The following is a 15,890-nucleotide window of genomic DNA, read 5'->3' as shown; positions in this document are numbered from 1 at the left end:
TTCATGCTAAGAGCACGGCATCTGCTGTCGTTACTCCACCTGCCAGAGTAACAAGCACACTTCTCCCTGCTCACCATCGCTGAAGTATTTTTTAGAGTCTGGCGCTGCCCAAAAGGGCATACCCTCAAACCAATAGGCCCACTTGGTCTGAAGGTCTGTTTCTACATCACTGCACAACAACATCAACTGAACCTTGCGAACCCCTTGTGCAACGGCACCTTGGAGTTTTTCCCGATCTTCTGTGATTTTTGCTTTCCATTTGTTCTGCGTATAGGCATGCACCAACGACGTTTCCACCAACCAGGTTGTACCATCCTTCGCCGAAATCGCGATGTCACCCAATTGAGCAGATGCGTGGCCAGTAAAGTGTGTCTTGTAGCCAGGCTTTGGATTGCACTCGAACGCTAGAGCGGTAAACGCGCTGAACTGTTCCCAGTTGAACCACTCTTCAAACGAGTAGCCGGTGCCTGCAAAGCGCGTGATGTCACGGGCCTTGGGGCTGAAGTGGTCTTCCAGTATCTGAGCGAGTTCGCCTAGAGTCACGTGCATCGTCCTTGTATTGCTAATGGGCAGACACCCAGCGTACGCCTACAGGTGCCTGGTGGAACCACTTAACTATTTTGTAAGGCGACTAACAGCCGCCTAGCTCAACCGCACCAGTCCGAGGATGGCTTCGCTTAGGCTGGTCGCGCCTTTGTTGCTTTGGGTCAGCACCACATCCACATTGGTTCCGTCACGCTTGGCCATCGTCAGCTTTTTATTCATTAGACCGCTGATGGTCACGTCGGCAATATCGGCAAGTGCCACGCGGTGCGACTCCTTGAATTGCAGGCGCACGTATACGTACTCAAGATCAACCAGTACGCCCTTGTCGCCAGAGCCGAACACTGTTTCGTCGAAGAAGAACACCACCTCGTCCTTGGCAATGTTCAACGCGTTCTTGGATTCGAAGGTCAGGACCTTCTTCGTCGGCAAGTCCGGCGCCACATAGAACTTGTGATCGGCGTTGGACCTGAAACCTTGGGCGGCAGCCGCCACGGTCAACCCGCAGCCGCCGCGTTTCGCTGAGCCTGGTAGTACAGGTGTAACAACCGATAGCGCGCTTGCCTGCGTCTCGCGCGCCACGATTTTCTCGATCACTCGCTCACAGTGTTCATCGAAACGTTCATAATTGATAAATTGCGCATAGCGCTCGATGTCCGGGCGACTGGCGCTGAAACTTTCCACAGTGCTGAGGTCGCACTGGCGCAATTGCTCCTGGATCAGAGCTTGCTTTTCCTTGAGCAGGCCGCCCATGCCGAAGTACTCCACAACGCCATCGAGTCGCCCTTGATCGCCGCCAAACTTTCGTAGCAGGATCGGATAGATACGCTCGTTGTAGGGATAAGCGCTGATCGCCTTGACCGCCGACGGCAACACGGCCTCGTCGGGGATCAGGCCTTTTTCAATATTCTCGGTAATCGCCTGGGACTTTCTGATCTCGTCCTTTGAATAGCTGTGCAACTTACCGGGCGAATCGGCATTGATGGCGTCGAGGGTCGCAAGGTAGGCCGCATTAACGATATTGCTGGCACCGTCTGCGAAAGCCTTGACCGTTGCCGGGCTCTTGAAAATCTCGTCTTTCTTGAACGAGTCGCCGAGTGCGCTGACCCCTTTGGCCATCAGGTTGAATACGCCATGACCAATATTGGACATCAGGTTTTTTGCGTCGGCATCGTATACCGCCTTCTCTGAACCGTAGCCTACCCATTGGCGACGACCACGGCGACGATTGGTGCGATGCGCATCCACCTCGGCTGAACGCTCGACAATGGCTTCGTATTGCTCGGCCAATACGCCGAAGTCTTCATCCCATGAGTCGTAGCGCTGCATGAACGCATCGTAGAAGCGCTCTTCGTCGATATCGTAGATCCCATGGGCCACGGTGAGCTTGATACTTTGGCCTATTGCCTGGAGGCGGATCTCGTCTGCTAGATCATCGCCGCCTTCGTAGAGGTTATCCAGGCTGGAAAACAGATCGTAAAAGCCGGCATTGATTTTCTGCGACCACGTCGCGGCAATCGTCGAGAATGCTTGCCTGACCTGGTTTGTATCAAGCTTGCTTTGAGGTGTTTCAAGGGCGTGGCCGTAAAGTTCAATCGTCTGAATGCTTGCATCCATTGCGTGTCACCGTTCCAAGATCGCGGGCAGAAGGAGGGAGTAAGGCAGCTTTATCAAAGGCGAGGCGCAGCCCTCAACGAGGGTAGCACAGGGCCACTACATGATACCTTTATTGCTCCCCGTTTCGATAACAACCAACGTCGCTGACAGACACGATGTGGACTCATTGAGAAATAATCCGCCCTCTTTTCCGAACCGAAAATCAGAGGTGACTCCTTTGGCCGGCTGCTGCCTCTCGCGAGCGGCTGGAATCGGTCGAAAGAAAACGCTCATTAGCACTCAAGGAAAAATATCGATTTTTGTCATTTCAAGGAACGCAAGAGTGTCTATCATTAAAATGAAATCATGTGCCGATTGTCGGCTCATCTCCATGCTGCTGTTATTGACAGGTTTAGTGTCCCTCTCGGGTTGCCATCGGTTGACACTCGACCAGCGAGTGAATGCCTGGGTTGATAGCGGTGGTGAGTCCGTTCCAACTTATCTCACTTCAGAAGAAATCAAGCGCATAGAAGAGAGGCGTTATGGCAGGGTTTTAGGCACTACCTTGGCTGAACGTGTGTTCTGGGCGAATGGCGAGGGACTGCGAGGCAGCGTGAAGCTACGTATGAAGCTTGATCGACAGGGGGACGTATTGCGCTGCGAGGCGCAGCCAACGGACGCAGGGAGTCCACCAGGCTTTACGAAGCTCGTAACGGACGTGTGCTGGAGCAGTATCTGGGAGAGCGTTCCGGAAGGTCTTCAGAATCCAATTGATGGCACGTTTGAGGTCACCGCACCTTTGATAGCTTCTGGTAATACCTCCCCATTTCTGATTACGACCGGAGACACCAGAGGGCTGATGTTGAAAGCCGTTTTTTCTGGAACAACGTGGTGGCCAAGCAATCAATAAATGCGTTCGGCAAAGCACGCTTCGAATTCACTGCCAACGCAAAGGGCCAAGTCACACATTGCGATGTGACGTTGAAAAAACACTATCTGCGCCCTGAACGCTTCCACTCGGATCCGGCGTTACAAAAGGTACTTGCAACTCAATGCTTGCAGCTCGATCTGCAACAAATGTCAGGGTTCCGTGTAAGGGAAGATGGAGTAGCGCACCGCGTCGTTTTTGTGGAGTACTTGCCTTGGAAAAAACAGGTGGGGAAATATTCAGAATAAGGCCCGCACTTTATGCGCGATCCTGCTTATCCCTACCTTTAGTCGGATATTACGGAGGGTAATGACGCAACGGCTAGCCTTCAGCCTAGCGTAAGGGATAACGCTGAACTATCGGTCCATGAAGGGCCAGTACGCCTAGTCGTCCCGACGCTTTATCTGCTGAGGAGACGATAATGAAAATAACCTTGAAACGGTTGGTGTGCCTGGGTGCAAGCTTCACCAGCGCGCTCGCCATGGCCGATACGGCCACCCCGCCGGTGCTGTCACCTGCGATCCCCTTCGACGTCACCGCCAACCCTCCCATCACCCTGGACAGCCTGCAACGCGCTTTCGACGTGCTGTCGTGGCAGACCTTCGTCGCCCTGAACTGGCCCGCCAACGCCGACGGCAGCGCCAACACCTCGGCGCAGATCGGCGCGCCGGGGCAGAGAGTTTGGGAGTCGTGGAAGGAGAGCTACGCGATTTTCCTGCCCCAAGGCCAGAAGCCGGTCGCCTGGGACCAGCACACGCCGCCACCCGCCGCCTGCCAAGGCAAGGGGGACCTGCCCGTGCTGCAACAGATGGGCAAGGTCGCCGGTGTGCTCGACGAGTTCATCCAGCCGTTCAAGACCGGCCCACTGGTAGACCAGGAGGGCACCTACACGCGCAACGCGATTATGGTCAACCAGCCGATGTTCGACGACATCGTCAACAACGGCCTCTACAGCAAGGAAGGCCAGCAAGCGTTCCTGAGCAAGGCCGACAACCGCATCGCCTTCTCCTGCGGCGCGAAGGAGACCCAGCAAGTCGGCGCGATCATGGTTAAATCAGCCTGGAAGGTACTCGGCCGCAACGACAACCCGCAGGACTTCCACGCCGTCGACGCCTTGGTCTACACCCGTGGCAACACCGACCCGAACACGGGCGCGGTAATCCCCGAGTCATGCAGCGCGCAGAAGGTCGGGCTGGTCGGCCTGCACATCGTGCACAAGACCAAAGAGGCGCCGCAGTGGGTATGGTCGACCTTCGAGCACGTGCGCAACGTGCCGGAAGAGACCACACCGATAAACGAGCGCAAGGGCCCCTACCTGTTCTACGACGCCCAGGCCAGCAACCGCCCGGTGAATGAGCCGCCAGCGCGGCCGTGGGACCCGTCGAAGTACGCCACGCCTTCGCAGATCGTGCGGGAAATACCACTCACCGCCGCGACCCACCAGCTCAACGCGCAGTGGCAAGGCGCACTCAAGGGCACGGTCTGGGCCAATTACCAGCTGATCAGCACCCAGTGGCCAACCGCTCCCGCCGATGACTGCCAAGTACCGTCGCCGACCAACCCGCTGGGCACGCCTGCCCCGACCTTCCTGGCCAACGCCACGCTGGAAACCTACAACCAGGGCACCACGCCACAGGCCTCGTCCAGTTGCATGGAGTGTCACAACAATGCGACCACCCGGGTGACCCAGTCCCCGCGCACCAGTTTCGCCGATTTCACCTTCCTGCTTGAACGTGCCCAATCCACCGGTGCCAAGGAGTGATGCCATGAGCGACCCAAACCTGCAAAACTTCATCGACCTGTCCGCCGTGCTCACTGGCCTGTCAGCCAAACTGCTGGCGCCTTTGCTCGACCCGGTCAACCTGCCGCCGCTGTTCTTGGCCACTGCCGAGCAAGGCATGGGCACCGCTGCGTTCAGCAACCTGCTGACGCTATTCGCCCGCATCAAGAACCAACCGCCTGAGCAAATCGCCAGCGCCGTGCTCGGCAACTCTGACCCGCAGATCGCCCAGGGCGCGCGCTCGATCATGAAGCTGTGGCTGCTTGGCAGCTGGTACCAGCCTTATGACCAGGGCACCGCCCACAAGGGTGACATCCGCGTGGTCTCCGACCAGGCCTACAAGGAAAGCTGGGCGTGGAAGATCGCCCAGTCCCACCCCATGGGCTACAGCCAATACCACTTCGGCTACTGGGCCGAGCAGCCACCGACCCTCAAGCAATTCACCGGTGTCGACGCCAAGGAAGGGCAGCAACCATGAGCACTCTACACACCCAGAACATCGAAACCGCCGATGTAATCGTCGTGGGCGCCGGCATGGCCGGCAGCGTCATGGCCTATCAGTTGGGCCTGGCTGGCTTGAAAGTGCTGGTGCTCGAGTCGGGCCCGGCGATTCCACCTAACCGCAGCGAGTACCTGGAGCGTTTCTACACGGCCGTGCTCAAGGCGCCCGAGTCGCCCTACCCACCGGAGCAGACCGAGCAGACCCCGGCCAAACAGTTCGCCCCGCGAGCGACTATCCAAGACTTGATCACCGCCGGCAGCGACGATCCGAACAAGCTGCAGAAGAGCTACCTGGTACAAAAGGGCAAGCAACTGTTCGCCAGCACCTACGAGCGGGTAGGCGGCGGTACCATGTGGCACTGGATGGGCACGGCCCTGCGCCTGTTGCCCAACGACTTTCGCATGCAGAGCGTGTACAAGGTCGGGGTCGACTGGCCGATCAGCTACGACGACCTGCAAACCGCCTACTGCCGCGCCGAGGAAGAGATGGGCGTTTCCGCCGATGTGGCGTCGCAGAGCTACCTGGGCGTGACCTTCCCGCAGGGCTATCAATACAGCATGCACGGCATTCCGCCGTCGTTGGTCGACCAGGGCGTGGGCAAGGCCGTCGATGGCACCCAGTACCAGGGCATCACCCTCAACGTGCGGCAAACCCCGGCCGGGCGTAACTCGCAGAACGACAATGGCCGACGGGTATGCGCCGGCAACACCAGCTGCACGCCGATTTGCCCGATCCAGGCCAAGTACGACGCCACCGTGACCATGGCCAAGGCGCTGGATACCGGCAACGTGCGTATCCTCTACCAGTGTGTGGCGAGCCAAGTGCAGGTCGATGCCAATGGGGTCACGGGTATCGATTTCATCCAATACCAGAACAACGGCACCCGCCAGAACGGCACGGCCCAGGGCAAGCGCTACGTGATCGCCGCCCACGCGATCGAAACGCCCAAGCTGCTGCTCAACTCCATCGGCCCGCACAGCCCCAACGGCGTCGCCAACAGCAGCGGCCAGGTCGGCAAGTCACTGGCCGACCACCCGGTGTACCTGGCCTGGGGCCTAATGCCTGAAGGCAAGCCGTTGTTCCCGTTCCGTGGGCCATTGTCCACCTCGGGGATCGAAGACATGCGCGATGGCCCGTTCCGCAGCGAACGTGCCGCCTGGCGTATCGAGATCGGCAACGAGGGCTGGAATTGGTCGGCGAATGATCCGTACGCCGCGGTCTGCGATTTCATCGACGGCACCAACCATGGCGGCGCCAACCCCCATAACAAGGCGTTGTCCGGCGTGGCGCTGGTGCAGCAGCTCAACAGCGTGCTGACCCGCCAGTTCCGTCTGGGCTTCTTGATCGAGCAGGTCGAGAAAGACCCCGACAAAGCGCTGTGCCGGGTAGAGAGGGCCGAGGGGCTCACCGACGGCTTGGGCCTGACCAGGCCGCAGATCGCCTACGAACTGTCCGACTACACCAAGGAGGGCTTCAAGCAAGCGCGCCTGGCCGCCACGCATATCATCACCAAGCTGATGGGTGCCACCGAGCTGACCGACCTGAACCCTGAGCTCAAGCCCGGCTCGCAAACGGTGTTCGAGCACGGCGGCCAGAACTACGCGTTCTACGGCGCTGGCCACTTGATGGGCACCTACCGCATGGGCTCGGACCGCACCAAGTCGGTGGTGGACAAAGACCAGCGCAGCTGGGACCACCCCAACCTGTTCCTGGTCGGCGACGGCGTGTTCCCCGCCACCGGCACCGCCAACCCAACCTTGACCATCACCGCGCTGACCTTCCAGGCCGCCGACGTGGTCGCCAGCGACCTGCTCAAGCGTACCGTGCAGGTGCAGGCCAGAGACCCCTGGCAGGGCACAGGCCTGCAGGTCAACGGGCACAGCTGGCAACTGGCGGTGTGCACCGGTGGGCAGTGGACGGCCAACCCGGGCACCGGGATGGTCGGCGCGGCAGGCCACCCAGGCTTGACCGCCAAGCCCGGCTATACCTTGCCCGGTCAACCGGAAGGCGCGTTGATCGGGCGTATCGGCCCCAGCGGCGCGCCGTTCCTGGTCGGCAACCAGGCGCAATTGCCGCGTGGCCAGCAGGGGGAGTTGCAGTTGTGCATCAATGACGACCTGACCGGGCGTTACGGGGCTGGCCTGAGCGATAACCAGGGCAGCCTGTCGGTGGAGGTGCGCTTCGGGGCGGTGTAGGCGCTGGCATAGCAACCCCACAATGCCGCGGTATTGTGGGGTTGTTTTCTGTCGGCAAGTTGGCTTTTGATGAAGTTGGACGCGTGGTTACCGTGCGGTTGCCGGCAACTCCTGGCACCACTTGATAGAACGCAGCGCTTCCTCGGCAGGCACAAGCGCGTAGCGCGAGTAAAACATTGTCCCGCTGAAACGACGGCCGTCGACTTCACCCAAGGTCTGCCCATCCTTGTAGTCAGAGGTGCTGAGTTGGTCGGCGATGTAATACACCTTCCCATTCTCGACGGTGATATCGAAACGCTGGTTAACCATACCGCTGATGATCGGTGGCGACGTGGAGGCGACGCTGTGTTTGCCGGCGGGAATGCCGGCCTTGAAAAAACTACCGGAAGGCAAGCTGCCGACAGTACGGCCATCGACCTGAATAGTCGGGGCAACCCCGCTACCGATGCTCGCCGCCGTGCGATAAAAGTAAACCGTGGCCTCATCCGCACGCGGTTCAGCCGGTGACGTGAAGAACGGTTGGCCTTTGAGGTCCGGACCGCTGATGCAACCGGTCAGTGAGACCAGGCCTGCGAACAGGCCGACCCAGAGTAGCGTAGAGCGCTTCATGCATGAATTCCTTGAACGTGGATCAATGGGCGTCGGGTTTGATGACTGTCACCGGTACCGGCTTCAAATCGTGCACAACCCTTTACCGAAGTCAGTGGCATCAGAACTCGGCCAAGGCGCAAAACCGCTCTTCGGCGTCAGATTTACGATGTTCCGGTCCTTGAGCATCGGGTACTTGCGCTTGAGCGCCTGCACCGTGTCCTCGGCATTGTTCACGTTGGACAGGCAAAAGCGCAGGGCATCGACGCGCAGATCACCGATATAGAGAGTTTCCCCGGCCTTCACCGAGAAAACCGCAGGCACCGGGCGCGGCATCGACTTACCCGCGTAATACACGTAATGCCACTGCGTGTACTCATACTCACCCGGTGGCACTTCATACATGAAGTAATGGCCCAGCACAGAGGGGGATGGCTGATCATCTTCATTGCCCAGCGTCGTCAGCCGTAATACGGTGCCGGGGGCTCCCTGTTGCTTGATCTCAACCACCAGCCCATGGGGCTGCATCATCGGAAAGCTCTCACCAATCGAACCCACGATGATCGCCTTACTTGGGTCCGGTGCGTGCTTGCCGTCGTAGCGTGACGTAGCGCACCCGGACAAAAGGGTCGCGCAAAGTGCGACTGCGCCCCAGGCAAGATGTTTACTGCTGACTTTCCCTAGCATTGGTTTTTTCCGATCAATAATCTTGCAGTTTGTAGAGCCCACCCGAACGAACCAAAAGTTCGCACATCTGGTGCTTCGTTGCTGGCTCGTCGGCCTCTATTGTCCAGCTACCCGCACCCTGATAACAACCCACTCCTGTAGGAGCGAGCTTGCTCGCGAAAAACCCAAACGATAACGCAGCGCCTGAAGGCAAAATCCGATTCCCTTGCCGCACCTTGCTCCATTGCCCACGCCTGCGTCAGAATCCGCCGGCTTGTGCGCTGAGGTGGCCGTCTCTAAGGTGGCTCGGTCGCTGAATTGTTCAGTGATCGGGTTTAGTAGCCTGAGGGTTTATCCAAACAATGTGCACAAGCTTCATCATCAGACATTGCGTCTGTGTTTGATGGTGGCTGTGCGCAGGGCACCTTCGGGTGCGCCGGCTTTGTTTGGATTCCCCGGTCTACTAACCTGCGCACAGCCGCCACCCTTATGTTTAGTAGCTAAAGGATGATGGCCCTAAACAGGAATTCAAACATGCTCAAATCAGATTCAAGTGCCCTCTTCAACGTTGCTCCCAACGCCAGCAACGAAACCCTCATCACCAACAGCTACGAAACCTTCACCAACGTCAGCACCCTGCTGCTCGACCTGTCCGAAGACCTCAACGGCAAACACCGCGACATCGCCCTCGCCATCCACCAACTGAGCGAACTGGGCGTACTCCTCACCGCCAGACTCCTAGACCGTGAAGTGCCCTGCCCTGGCTGATGATTAGCCCTTCAACTTGCTAGCCCGATAACCGCCGCGTCGTCGTGAGCCACCTACAGCGACTCGGCGGTTTGGTTTGATGGGTAGGTCGACTGGCTAGAGCGGGACGGTTACGCTGACGTTTTTCGCATGACGGGAAAAGCGAATGACAACGGTGTACCAGGGAAGCTGCTTATGCGCAGCCGTCACTTACGAGCTATCTGCCACGCCCAAATCAGTGAGCCACTGCCATTGCAGCCAGTGCCGCAAAAGTCACGGGGCCGCATTCGCTTCTTACGGCAGTGTTCCCCGCGACGCACTACGGGTACTTTCCGGCGCCAACAGCATCAGAACCTATGCATCCTCAGAGGCAGTGTTGCGCGAATTTTGCACGCACTGCGGCTCGGCATTGTTCTGGTCGCGGTCTCATGGGGAATTCGCCGACTGGGTGTCGATAGCCCTGGGCACGCTCGATACGCCCTTCATAGCTGAAAAGCAAAAACACGTTCATGTCGACTCCGCAGTCCACTGGTGCAGCTACCCGCCTCAGAAACCGCCAAGCCGCATGATATGAGTCGCCTGGGCATCATCCGTTCGCTTGAAGCCACAGCGCTCATAAAAGGCGCTTCCTTCAGCCGTATCCGTGAAAAGACGCACGACCTGAAACCTGGGAGCGGCACGATCAACAAGCGCCTTTACCAGCGCCTGCCCGACGTGTTGCCCCCTTGACGAAGGTGCGACGTACACCCGTCGCAGTCTGGCCACATTATTGTCAGCATAGGGATCAACTGAAAGACCGCCGATGCCTATCAGTTGCTGATTCAAATAAACCGCCATCAGACACTCGCAGGGTGCATCAAAGCGGTTTGCTCCAGAGTGCCATTCGTTAATCAGACGCGTGAGGAACCTGAAACCCTCGCCAACGGCCTCCTTTTCCAGCGCCTGTATCTGGCGCGGAAGGTATGTGATTGGTTGAACCTCATATCGTGTCATCCATCCCTGCCTCCAATATGAAACGCGTTCAATGCTAACAATCTCGTTTGAGGTGATGAACACTCCTGTAGGAGCGAGCTTGCTCGCGAAAACCCCAAACGATCACGCAGCGCCTGAAGGCAAAATCCGATTCCCCTGCCGCACCTTGCTCCATTGCCTACGCCTGCGTCAGAATCCGCCGGCTTGTGCGCTGGGGTGGCCGTCTCTAAGGTGGCTCGGTCGCTGAATTGTTCAGTGATCGGGTTTAGTAGCCCACCTCAGACCTAACAAGTGCACACGCTTCATCCATCAGACGCTCCCGTCTGTGCTTGATGGTGGCTGTGCGTAGGGCGTCCTCGGACGCGCCGGTTTTGTTAGGTTCCACCGGTCTACTAACCTGCGTACAGCTACCGCCCTTATTGTTTAGTAGCGATGGGGAAGTGGCCCAAGCAAGGAACTTAACCATGGTTAACGATTCAACCACCCTCTTCACCGTCGCCCCCAACGCCAGCAACGAAACCCTCATCACCAACAGCTACGAAACCTTCACCAACGTCAGCACCCTGCTGCTCGACCTGTCCGAAGACCTCAACGGCAAACACCGCGACATCGCCCTGGCCATCCACCAACTGAGCGAACTGGGCGTACTCCTCACCGCCAGACTCCTGGACCGCGAAGCGCCCTGCCCTGGCTGATGATCAGTTCTTCAATTCATTAGATCGATGATCTCGTCGCGTCGTTGTAAGCCACATACAACGACTCGACGATTTGGCGCTTGATGGCTTTGGTGGATTCAGCCTCAGCACAAAGCCCTCTGCGATGACGAGAGCGACGACTGCTTTAAAAGTGCGCTTGTACTTTCGCTGGCTCGAAACTGATGGGCGATGAGTTTGCTAATCCGCTCAAGTACTAGCTGGCTTCGCGATGCGGTATCCTAACCAACTCGTTAAACAAGGAAGAATAATGCGCTCGTCGTCATTTCTGTCGTATCTCAAACTCCCAGCTGTTCTGCTGATTGCCGGTCTCACAACCGCTTGTTCCAACTACCACTACAAGGATTACCAAGGCGATTGGGCACCGGAGTTGATGACGCCATATGACCTGTCCAATAACGCGGCCAATGCGCCAGTGGTGTATTTCGCCACCACCCGTTTTCGCGGATTGGGAGTAAAATTCCATCGATTGCTGCTGGCCACGCATGTGGACGACCAACTACTAGAGGGTTCCGGGCGGCGCTCAATCCTTGACGTTTCCGGCAAGCAGGCACTGCGCTTGACCCCAGGCAAACACTCCTTGAGCTGGTGTTGGGTATCGATGAATGCCTTGGGTACCGGTGGCGCCAAGTGCGGCTTCGGTGCTCGCGATGTGGAATTCCGCGCAGGCCAGCGATATGTCGTGGACTTCACCACCCGCGACGACATCAATGGGCCCCCGGGGCGTCAGGTCTCGACCATTACTATCGAATCCGAGATTCGAAATCTGGACACCCATGAAGTGATCTATCCGGTGAGAGGTATTGCAGAGCTGGAGAAGGAATAACGATTGCGACGATCACCGTCACAAACTGAGTTGGGCGGTGATCGAATGCTACGTGGCAAAGGAGAGCATCCGACGCTAACCTGCCCTCCACGAAGGGCAGCAATCGGCCGAAGCAGACGTTCAGCGATTGGGGCTAAACGATGTCTGCGCCCCCATCAGGAGCTTGAGAAAGCTTTCAGCCTCTGAGCGGTTCTGGAACATTAAAGTGAAGGTGCCCAGAGTAAGCAAGCAGCAAGGGGGAGATTCGATTTCTTCGAAAACGATTTTCACAGACGTCCTCCAGTCAAACCTTAATTACGTAGTTACAGGACGTAGCGGTTTGACCTGCCTTCCATCCTGAAACACCCGATCCTTACCATCATGCTTCGCTTTATACATATTGCTGTCGGCGCATTTGAGCACTGCGGACATGTCCGATGTCGCTCGGAACTGCGCGACGCCCGCGCTGCAAGTGAACTGATGCGGAGGCAATACACTGCAACGGATGTTGCCCAGCAGGCGCAATGCGTACTCATGAGCAACCGCATCATCTTCGCCCAACAACAAGACACCGAATTCCTCACCTCCAATCCGCCCGACACTGTGGCTGCCAGGGGTGGATTTCAGGCACGCGGCCATGGCACACAAAATCTTGTCACCGACATCGTGACCGTACTGATCGTTTTTTAATTTAAATTCGTCAATGTCTAACATTATAAAGTAGCCGCTGCGGCCTTCTGCCAATGCATTTTGGAAGAACCCCATAAAGGCCCGTCGATTAAGTAAGGAGGTGAGAAAATCTGTCTCCGCCAATGTCCTGAATTCACTTTCGACCAACAACACTGAGCGCATGTTTCTTAGATAGGTAAAGCTGAGAGTAAACCCTATGGACATGGAAGCAACGCAAAAAATGACCAGATAAACTTCCAGTTCCCGGTAAAAGCCAACGTCCAAATTGGGCCACATCAGTATCCAGACCAGCAATGTAGAGAGAAGATAGTCCTGAACCGTGACGAATAAGATAGCACTGCTTACCACGATGATCACAGCTAGGGGCAGCGTAAAGACGCGCAGCTGCACATTGGTGTCAATCACATGCGCAAAGCCGAGTGACAAAATCAATATATACACGCCGCCGAGCATTCTCCATATGCGAAAATCAGCAACTACGCGATGAACGTACCAAATAACCAACAACGATGCTGTAACCAACATATTTAACAGATTTAACGTTGTCGCAGGCTCAATCAGCAACACACAAAGCCAGGAAACAATTCCCGCCATTTCAATCTTGGTTACCGCTGGTGATAGCAGTGTTCGCATTCTTGGTCTGATTTTGAAAGTCGCCGGCATCCCTAAACTCCTTTTCCGAAACGGCCTGAATGTGATGTCAACGTCTGGGCAATACCTAATCAATGAATTAAGTGTGCTTTGGCATCCAAATTCCTGTTATCAATCGGAAAAACCGTACGCAAAAACTTCCATATTGCTTTCACCAAAGGAGGAGGCGTTACCGCGACGCAGATAAAGCGTTCAATGCAGATCGCTGGTGACTCTACCAATGGCTTTCACTACTTGCTTTGCGCCTGACTGGATAGCTGCCATCGCCATACCTGCCTGTTCGGACAGTTCCAATAAAACGTTGGCTTGGTCTCTGCTGCACTGGACATGCAACGCGGCTTCGCCGGCCAATTCTCGATTTTGCCTGACCACACCGTTAATCTCCTGGGTGGCCGCACTGGTACGGCCGGCGAGCTTGCGCACTTCATCCGCCACGACAGCGAATCCTCGTCCATGCACTCCAGCGCGTGCAGCTTCGATAGCGGCGTTAAGCGCCAAGAGATTGGTCTGGGTGGCAATGGCGCCGATCGTGTCGACGATGGAAGCGATCAACTGCGACTGCGATTCAAGCGCGGTCATGCTGTCGGTCACCAAGGCCATCTGTTGGGAAATATTCTGTGTGCCGAGCACGGAGTCGGCGACCAGTTCCATCCCTCGGTTAGCTTTCACATCGGTATCTAGCGACACGTCGTAAGCCATGGTCGCTGCTTGTTTGATTCCGTCGGCTTTTTCAACTTGCTCGGTCACTACGCTGGCGAATTTGGCAATTTTATAAACCCGACCGGAAGCGTCTCTGATGGGATTGTAAGTGGCCTCCAGCCAAACCACTTTTCCGCTTTTATCTACCCGGCGAAAGCGACCAGCGTTAAACACGCCCTTGTTCAGACTCTTCCAGAATTCGTCGTAATGCGCCGACGCCACGTCCTCCGCCAGGCAGAACAGACGGTGATGCTTGCCCTGTATCTCCGCAAGGCTGTAACCCATCGCCTGGACGAACGATTCGTTGGCGTAGACGACCTCACCCGCGAGACTGAACTGGATCATCGCCATCGAGCGGTTCAGTGCGCTGAACATTTCGATAACCTCCTGTTCGTCCCGCGCCAGCGCAGGTGCAACCATGCCGTAGCCTTGAAACGTCCGGTTCGCTGCAGCGATCCAGCCTATATTGAGTGTCACAGCACGGCCGTCGGAGGCACGATAGCGTTGCCGTTCGATGGCGCACAGGTTGGGTGCAAAATCATTCTGCGGTTGCGCGTTGATGTTACTCATTACCATTTTTGAAAGCTGTTCCAGCGAGTATCCCAGCGTTTGCGCAAACCGCTGGTTGGCCGAGATAATCCGGCCAGCTCCATCGACACGTACTGAAAGAAACACCGCTTCGACGTCGGCGACTGTCCCGAGCGCCAGGCACAATTGCTCTTGGCAGGTAAAAAGAGCATTCTTCAACTGGCGATTAAACACGCTGAACTCCGGCATAAAAATTACAACAAAAAGGACATTGCTTAGTGATTAAATCGCTCCCCAAAATAACAAGCGAACTCGCGCTAACGCTCACACACACAGCGAATACCGCCAGGCTCGTTTCCTACTTCGCTCTCATCAACTCCCAACTCCATGCTGACACGGGCAATTGCAAAGTAGATTGACATGGCCCGCCGCATCAATTCGAGAAAGGCCGGACTCAACCCCACCAAACGTTTGTCGCATTTGAAATAGCCCTGTAACTGGCCTTCTTTGATCATGCGCTGCATGTGTGTTTTGGACACGCCCAGACGCGATGAAAGCTCCACGTAAGAGGATACGTTGTAGCCGGTCTCTAACGAGCCGGTGCGCAGGGCATCGGCATAGAGTGCGAGCATCGGCAGATGACCGCCGTCCCGATTGAGAATCCATTTCGCTTCAGGCAACAGCTTGTCGAGCAGGAAGTCCCCTTCAAGTATCTTGGCAAACCCTCGAAAAAATACGCGCAATAGATCAACATTCTTCCCCACAACCGATAACCCACTGTCGTATGGAGAGATCATCTGCGAAGGCAGCAAATAAGATTTAATTAGCTGCACGGTATTGCTTAGCGCTTTTTCCGTAGGTCGGAAACTACGTTGACGCCCGTCCTGCACATGTAACCGAACATCCAGATATCCGGCAATGGACAAAAATGAACAATAAGAATCCAGGCTATTTCGAGACATATAGCCACGTTCGTAGCAGAATGCCTTTACTCTGGATAAAGGAACTTTCTCGTCTTTGTAGCTGAAGCTCAATAAAGACAGGGCAACCATGAATCGGTCATATTTCAACAAGTTTTTATAAAATGAAGGCTTTTCTCGATAGCTTTCCATGACCAAATCGAAATGCAGCAGAACAGCTTCATCTATATTGTCTCGGGTCATTTCCGAACTGGTCTCTTTCAAATACTCAAGCAGATCAGTCTTGTTCATCGAAGTTACACAACCTTTAGCCGGCAATATCAAACTGCTACCATTCGCAATACGCACAGTATATGCGTATTCGAAC

The 15,890-nt window shown here is 56.3% G+C and carries 17 protein-coding genes; 9 read left to right on the top strand and 8 right to left on the bottom strand.

Features of this window, described 5'->3' with window-relative positions; all coding sequences use genetic code 11:
• Positions 1-30: 30 nt before the first annotated feature.
• Complete coding sequence (locus tag QK296_RS11240) at positions 31-543, bottom strand: hypothetical protein (RefSeq protein WP_282390918.1); 513 nt, start codon at positions 541-543, stop codon at positions 31-33.
• Between the two features lie 99 nt (positions 544-642).
• Positions 643-2,160 carry a hypothetical protein gene (locus QK296_RS11235; RefSeq protein WP_169856050.1) on the bottom strand — a complete coding sequence of 506 codons (1,518 nt, stop codon included), beginning with the start codon at positions 2,158-2,160 and terminating at the stop codon, positions 643-645.
• Positions 2,161-2,482: 322 nt separating this feature from the next.
• Between QK296_RS11235 and QK296_RS11230 the strand changes: the two genes are divergently transcribed.
• The 5 genes from QK296_RS11230 to QK296_RS11210 all read left to right on the top strand — a co-directional run bounded on the left by QK296_RS11230 (position 2,483) and on the right by QK296_RS11210 (position 7,544).
• Complete coding sequence (locus tag QK296_RS11230; RefSeq protein ID WP_282390917.1) at positions 2,483-3,049, top strand: hypothetical protein; 567 nt, start codon at positions 2,483-2,485, stop codon at positions 3,047-3,049.
• On the top strand, positions 3,031-3,315 hold the full coding sequence (locus QK296_RS11225; protein ID WP_282390916.1) for a hypothetical protein: 285 nt from the start codon (positions 3,031-3,033) through the stop codon (positions 3,313-3,315). The genes QK296_RS11230 and QK296_RS11225 overlap by 19 nt, the downstream gene beginning before the upstream one ends.
• A 173-nt stretch (positions 3,316-3,488) precedes the next feature.
• Entirely contained in the window at positions 3,489-4,829 is a 1,341-nt protein-coding gene (locus tag QK296_RS11220) for a cytochrome C (protein WP_282390915.1), read from the top strand.
• A gap of 4 nt (positions 4,830-4,833) precedes the next feature.
• Positions 4,834-5,325: a hypothetical protein gene (locus QK296_RS11215; protein ID WP_003192607.1), complete on the top strand. Its 492-nt coding sequence runs from the start codon at positions 4,834-4,836 to the stop codon at positions 5,323-5,325.
• Complete coding sequence (locus tag QK296_RS11210) at positions 5,322-7,544, top strand: GMC family oxidoreductase (RefSeq protein WP_282390914.1); 2,223 nt, start codon at positions 5,322-5,324, stop codon at positions 7,542-7,544. Before QK296_RS11215 ends, QK296_RS11210 begins: the two co-directional genes overlap by 4 nt.
• Positions 7,545-7,631: 87 nt before the next feature.
• Here the strand turns inward: QK296_RS11210 and QK296_RS11205 are convergent, their stop codons facing one another.
• Both QK296_RS11205 and QK296_RS11200 read right to left on the bottom strand, forming a co-directional pair.
• On the bottom strand, positions 7,632-8,153 hold the full coding sequence (locus QK296_RS11205) for a DUF2846 domain-containing protein (protein WP_003192609.1): 522 nt from the start codon (positions 8,151-8,153) through the stop codon (positions 7,632-7,634).
• Positions 8,154-8,216: 63 nt separating this feature from the next.
• Positions 8,217-8,819, bottom strand: coding sequence for a hypothetical protein (locus tag QK296_RS11200; protein ID WP_282390913.1), 603 nt, complete (start codon positions 8,817-8,819; stop codon positions 8,217-8,219).
• A 513-nt stretch (positions 8,820-9,332) separates the two neighbouring features.
• Here QK296_RS11200 and QK296_RS11195 point away from each other — a divergent pair.
• Positions 9,333-9,566: a DUF6124 family protein gene (locus QK296_RS11195; RefSeq protein WP_275622420.1), complete on the top strand. Its 234-nt coding sequence runs from the start codon at positions 9,333-9,335 to the stop codon at positions 9,564-9,566.
• 145 nt (positions 9,567-9,711) lie between these two features.
• The gene (locus QK296_RS11190) at positions 9,712-10,119 is read left to right on the top strand and encodes a GFA family protein (RefSeq protein WP_282390912.1); all 408 of its coding nucleotides are present in this window, start codon (positions 9,712-9,714) and stop codon (positions 10,117-10,119) included.
• On the opposite strand, the gene QK296_RS11185 is transcribed toward QK296_RS11190, so the two are convergent.
• The gene (locus QK296_RS11185) at positions 10,092-10,538 is read right to left on the bottom strand and encodes a GNAT family N-acetyltransferase (protein WP_282390911.1); all 447 of its coding nucleotides are present in this window, start codon (positions 10,536-10,538) and stop codon (positions 10,092-10,094) included. The genes QK296_RS11190 and QK296_RS11185 overlap by 28 nt on opposite strands.
• 443 nt (positions 10,539-10,981) lie before the next feature.
• Here QK296_RS11185 and QK296_RS11180 point away from each other — a divergent pair, with 443 nt between their 5' ends.
• Entirely contained in the window at positions 10,982-11,212 is a 231-nt protein-coding gene (locus QK296_RS11180; RefSeq protein WP_032900778.1) for a DUF6124 family protein, read from the top strand.
• Between the two features lie 268 nt (positions 11,213-11,480).
• On the top strand, positions 11,481-12,056 hold the full coding sequence (locus QK296_RS11175) for a hypothetical protein (RefSeq protein ID WP_003192617.1): 576 nt from the start codon (positions 11,481-11,483) through the stop codon (positions 12,054-12,056).
• A gap of 294 nt (positions 12,057-12,350) precedes the next feature.
• Here the strand turns inward: QK296_RS11175 and QK296_RS11170 are convergent, their stop codons facing one another.
• From QK296_RS11170 to QK296_RS11160, 3 genes are all read right to left on the bottom strand, one after another.
• Positions 12,351-13,388, bottom strand: coding sequence for a GGDEF domain-containing protein (locus QK296_RS11170; RefSeq protein WP_003192619.1), 1,038 nt, complete (start codon positions 13,386-13,388; stop codon positions 12,351-12,353).
• A 180-nt stretch (positions 13,389-13,568) separates the two neighbouring features.
• Positions 13,569-14,837 (bottom strand): PAS domain-containing methyl-accepting chemotaxis protein, encoded by a 1,269-nt coding sequence (locus QK296_RS11165; RefSeq protein ID WP_044274794.1) that lies wholly within the window; start codon positions 14,835-14,837, stop codon positions 13,569-13,571.
• Positions 14,838-14,920: 83 nt separating this feature from the next.
• On the bottom strand, positions 14,921-15,814 hold the full coding sequence (locus QK296_RS11160) for a hypothetical protein (RefSeq protein ID WP_003192623.1): 894 nt from the start codon (positions 15,812-15,814) through the stop codon (positions 14,921-14,923).
• Between the last annotated feature and the right edge of the window lie 76 nt (positions 15,815-15,890).

Origin of the sequence: Pseudomonas sp. AL10 (assembly GCF_029960685.1) — a bacterium.
GTDB classification, from domain to species: Bacteria; Pseudomonadota; Gammaproteobacteria; order Pseudomonadales; family Pseudomonadaceae; genus Aquipseudomonas; species Aquipseudomonas lactis.
Note: the sequence above shows the minus strand (reverse complement) of the source record. Positions and strands in the feature narration are given on the sequence as shown.

Bases quoted from the DNA above. Each gene is read 5' to 3' on its own strand.
- QK296_RS11175 (WP_003192617.1), top strand. From the start codon at position 11,481: ATGCGCTCGTCGTCATTTCTGTCGTATCTCAAACTCCCAGCTGTTCTG.
- QK296_RS11200 (WP_282390913.1), bottom strand. From the start codon at position 8,819: ATGCTAGGGAAAGTCAGCAGTAAACATCTTGCCTGGGGCGCAGTCGCA.
- QK296_RS11190 (WP_282390912.1), top strand. From the start codon at position 9,712: ATGACAACGGTGTACCAGGGAAGCTGCTTATGCGCAGCCGTCACTTAC.
- QK296_RS11185 (WP_282390911.1), bottom strand. From the start codon at position 10,538: ATGACACGATATGAGGTTCAACCAATCACATACCTTCCGCGCCAGATA.
- QK296_RS11215 (WP_003192607.1), top strand. From the start codon at position 4,834: ATGAGCGACCCAAACCTGCAAAACTTCATCGACCTGTCCGCCGTGCTC.
- QK296_RS11180 (WP_032900778.1), top strand. From the start codon at position 10,982: ATGGTTAACGATTCAACCACCCTCTTCACCGTCGCCCCCAACGCCAGC.
- QK296_RS11205 (WP_003192609.1), bottom strand. From the start codon at position 8,153: ATGAAGCGCTCTACGCTACTCTGGGTCGGCCTGTTCGCAGGCCTGGTC.
- QK296_RS11220 (WP_282390915.1), top strand. From the start codon at position 3,489: ATGAAAATAACCTTGAAACGGTTGGTGTGCCTGGGTGCAAGCTTCACC.
- QK296_RS11210 (WP_282390914.1), top strand. From the start codon at position 5,322: ATGAGCACTCTACACACCCAGAACATCGAAACCGCCGATGTAATCGTC.
- QK296_RS11235 (WP_169856050.1), bottom strand. From the start codon at position 2,160: ATGGATGCAAGCATTCAGACGATTGAACTTTACGGCCACGCCCTTGAA.
- QK296_RS11160 (WP_003192623.1), bottom strand. From the start codon at position 15,814: ATGAACAAGACTGATCTGCTTGAGTATTTGAAAGAGACCAGTTCGGAA.
- QK296_RS11170 (WP_003192619.1), bottom strand. From the start codon at position 13,388: ATGCCGGCGACTTTCAAAATCAGACCAAGAATGCGAACACTGCTATCA.
- QK296_RS11195 (WP_275622420.1), top strand. From the start codon at position 9,333: ATGCTCAAATCAGATTCAAGTGCCCTCTTCAACGTTGCTCCCAACGCC.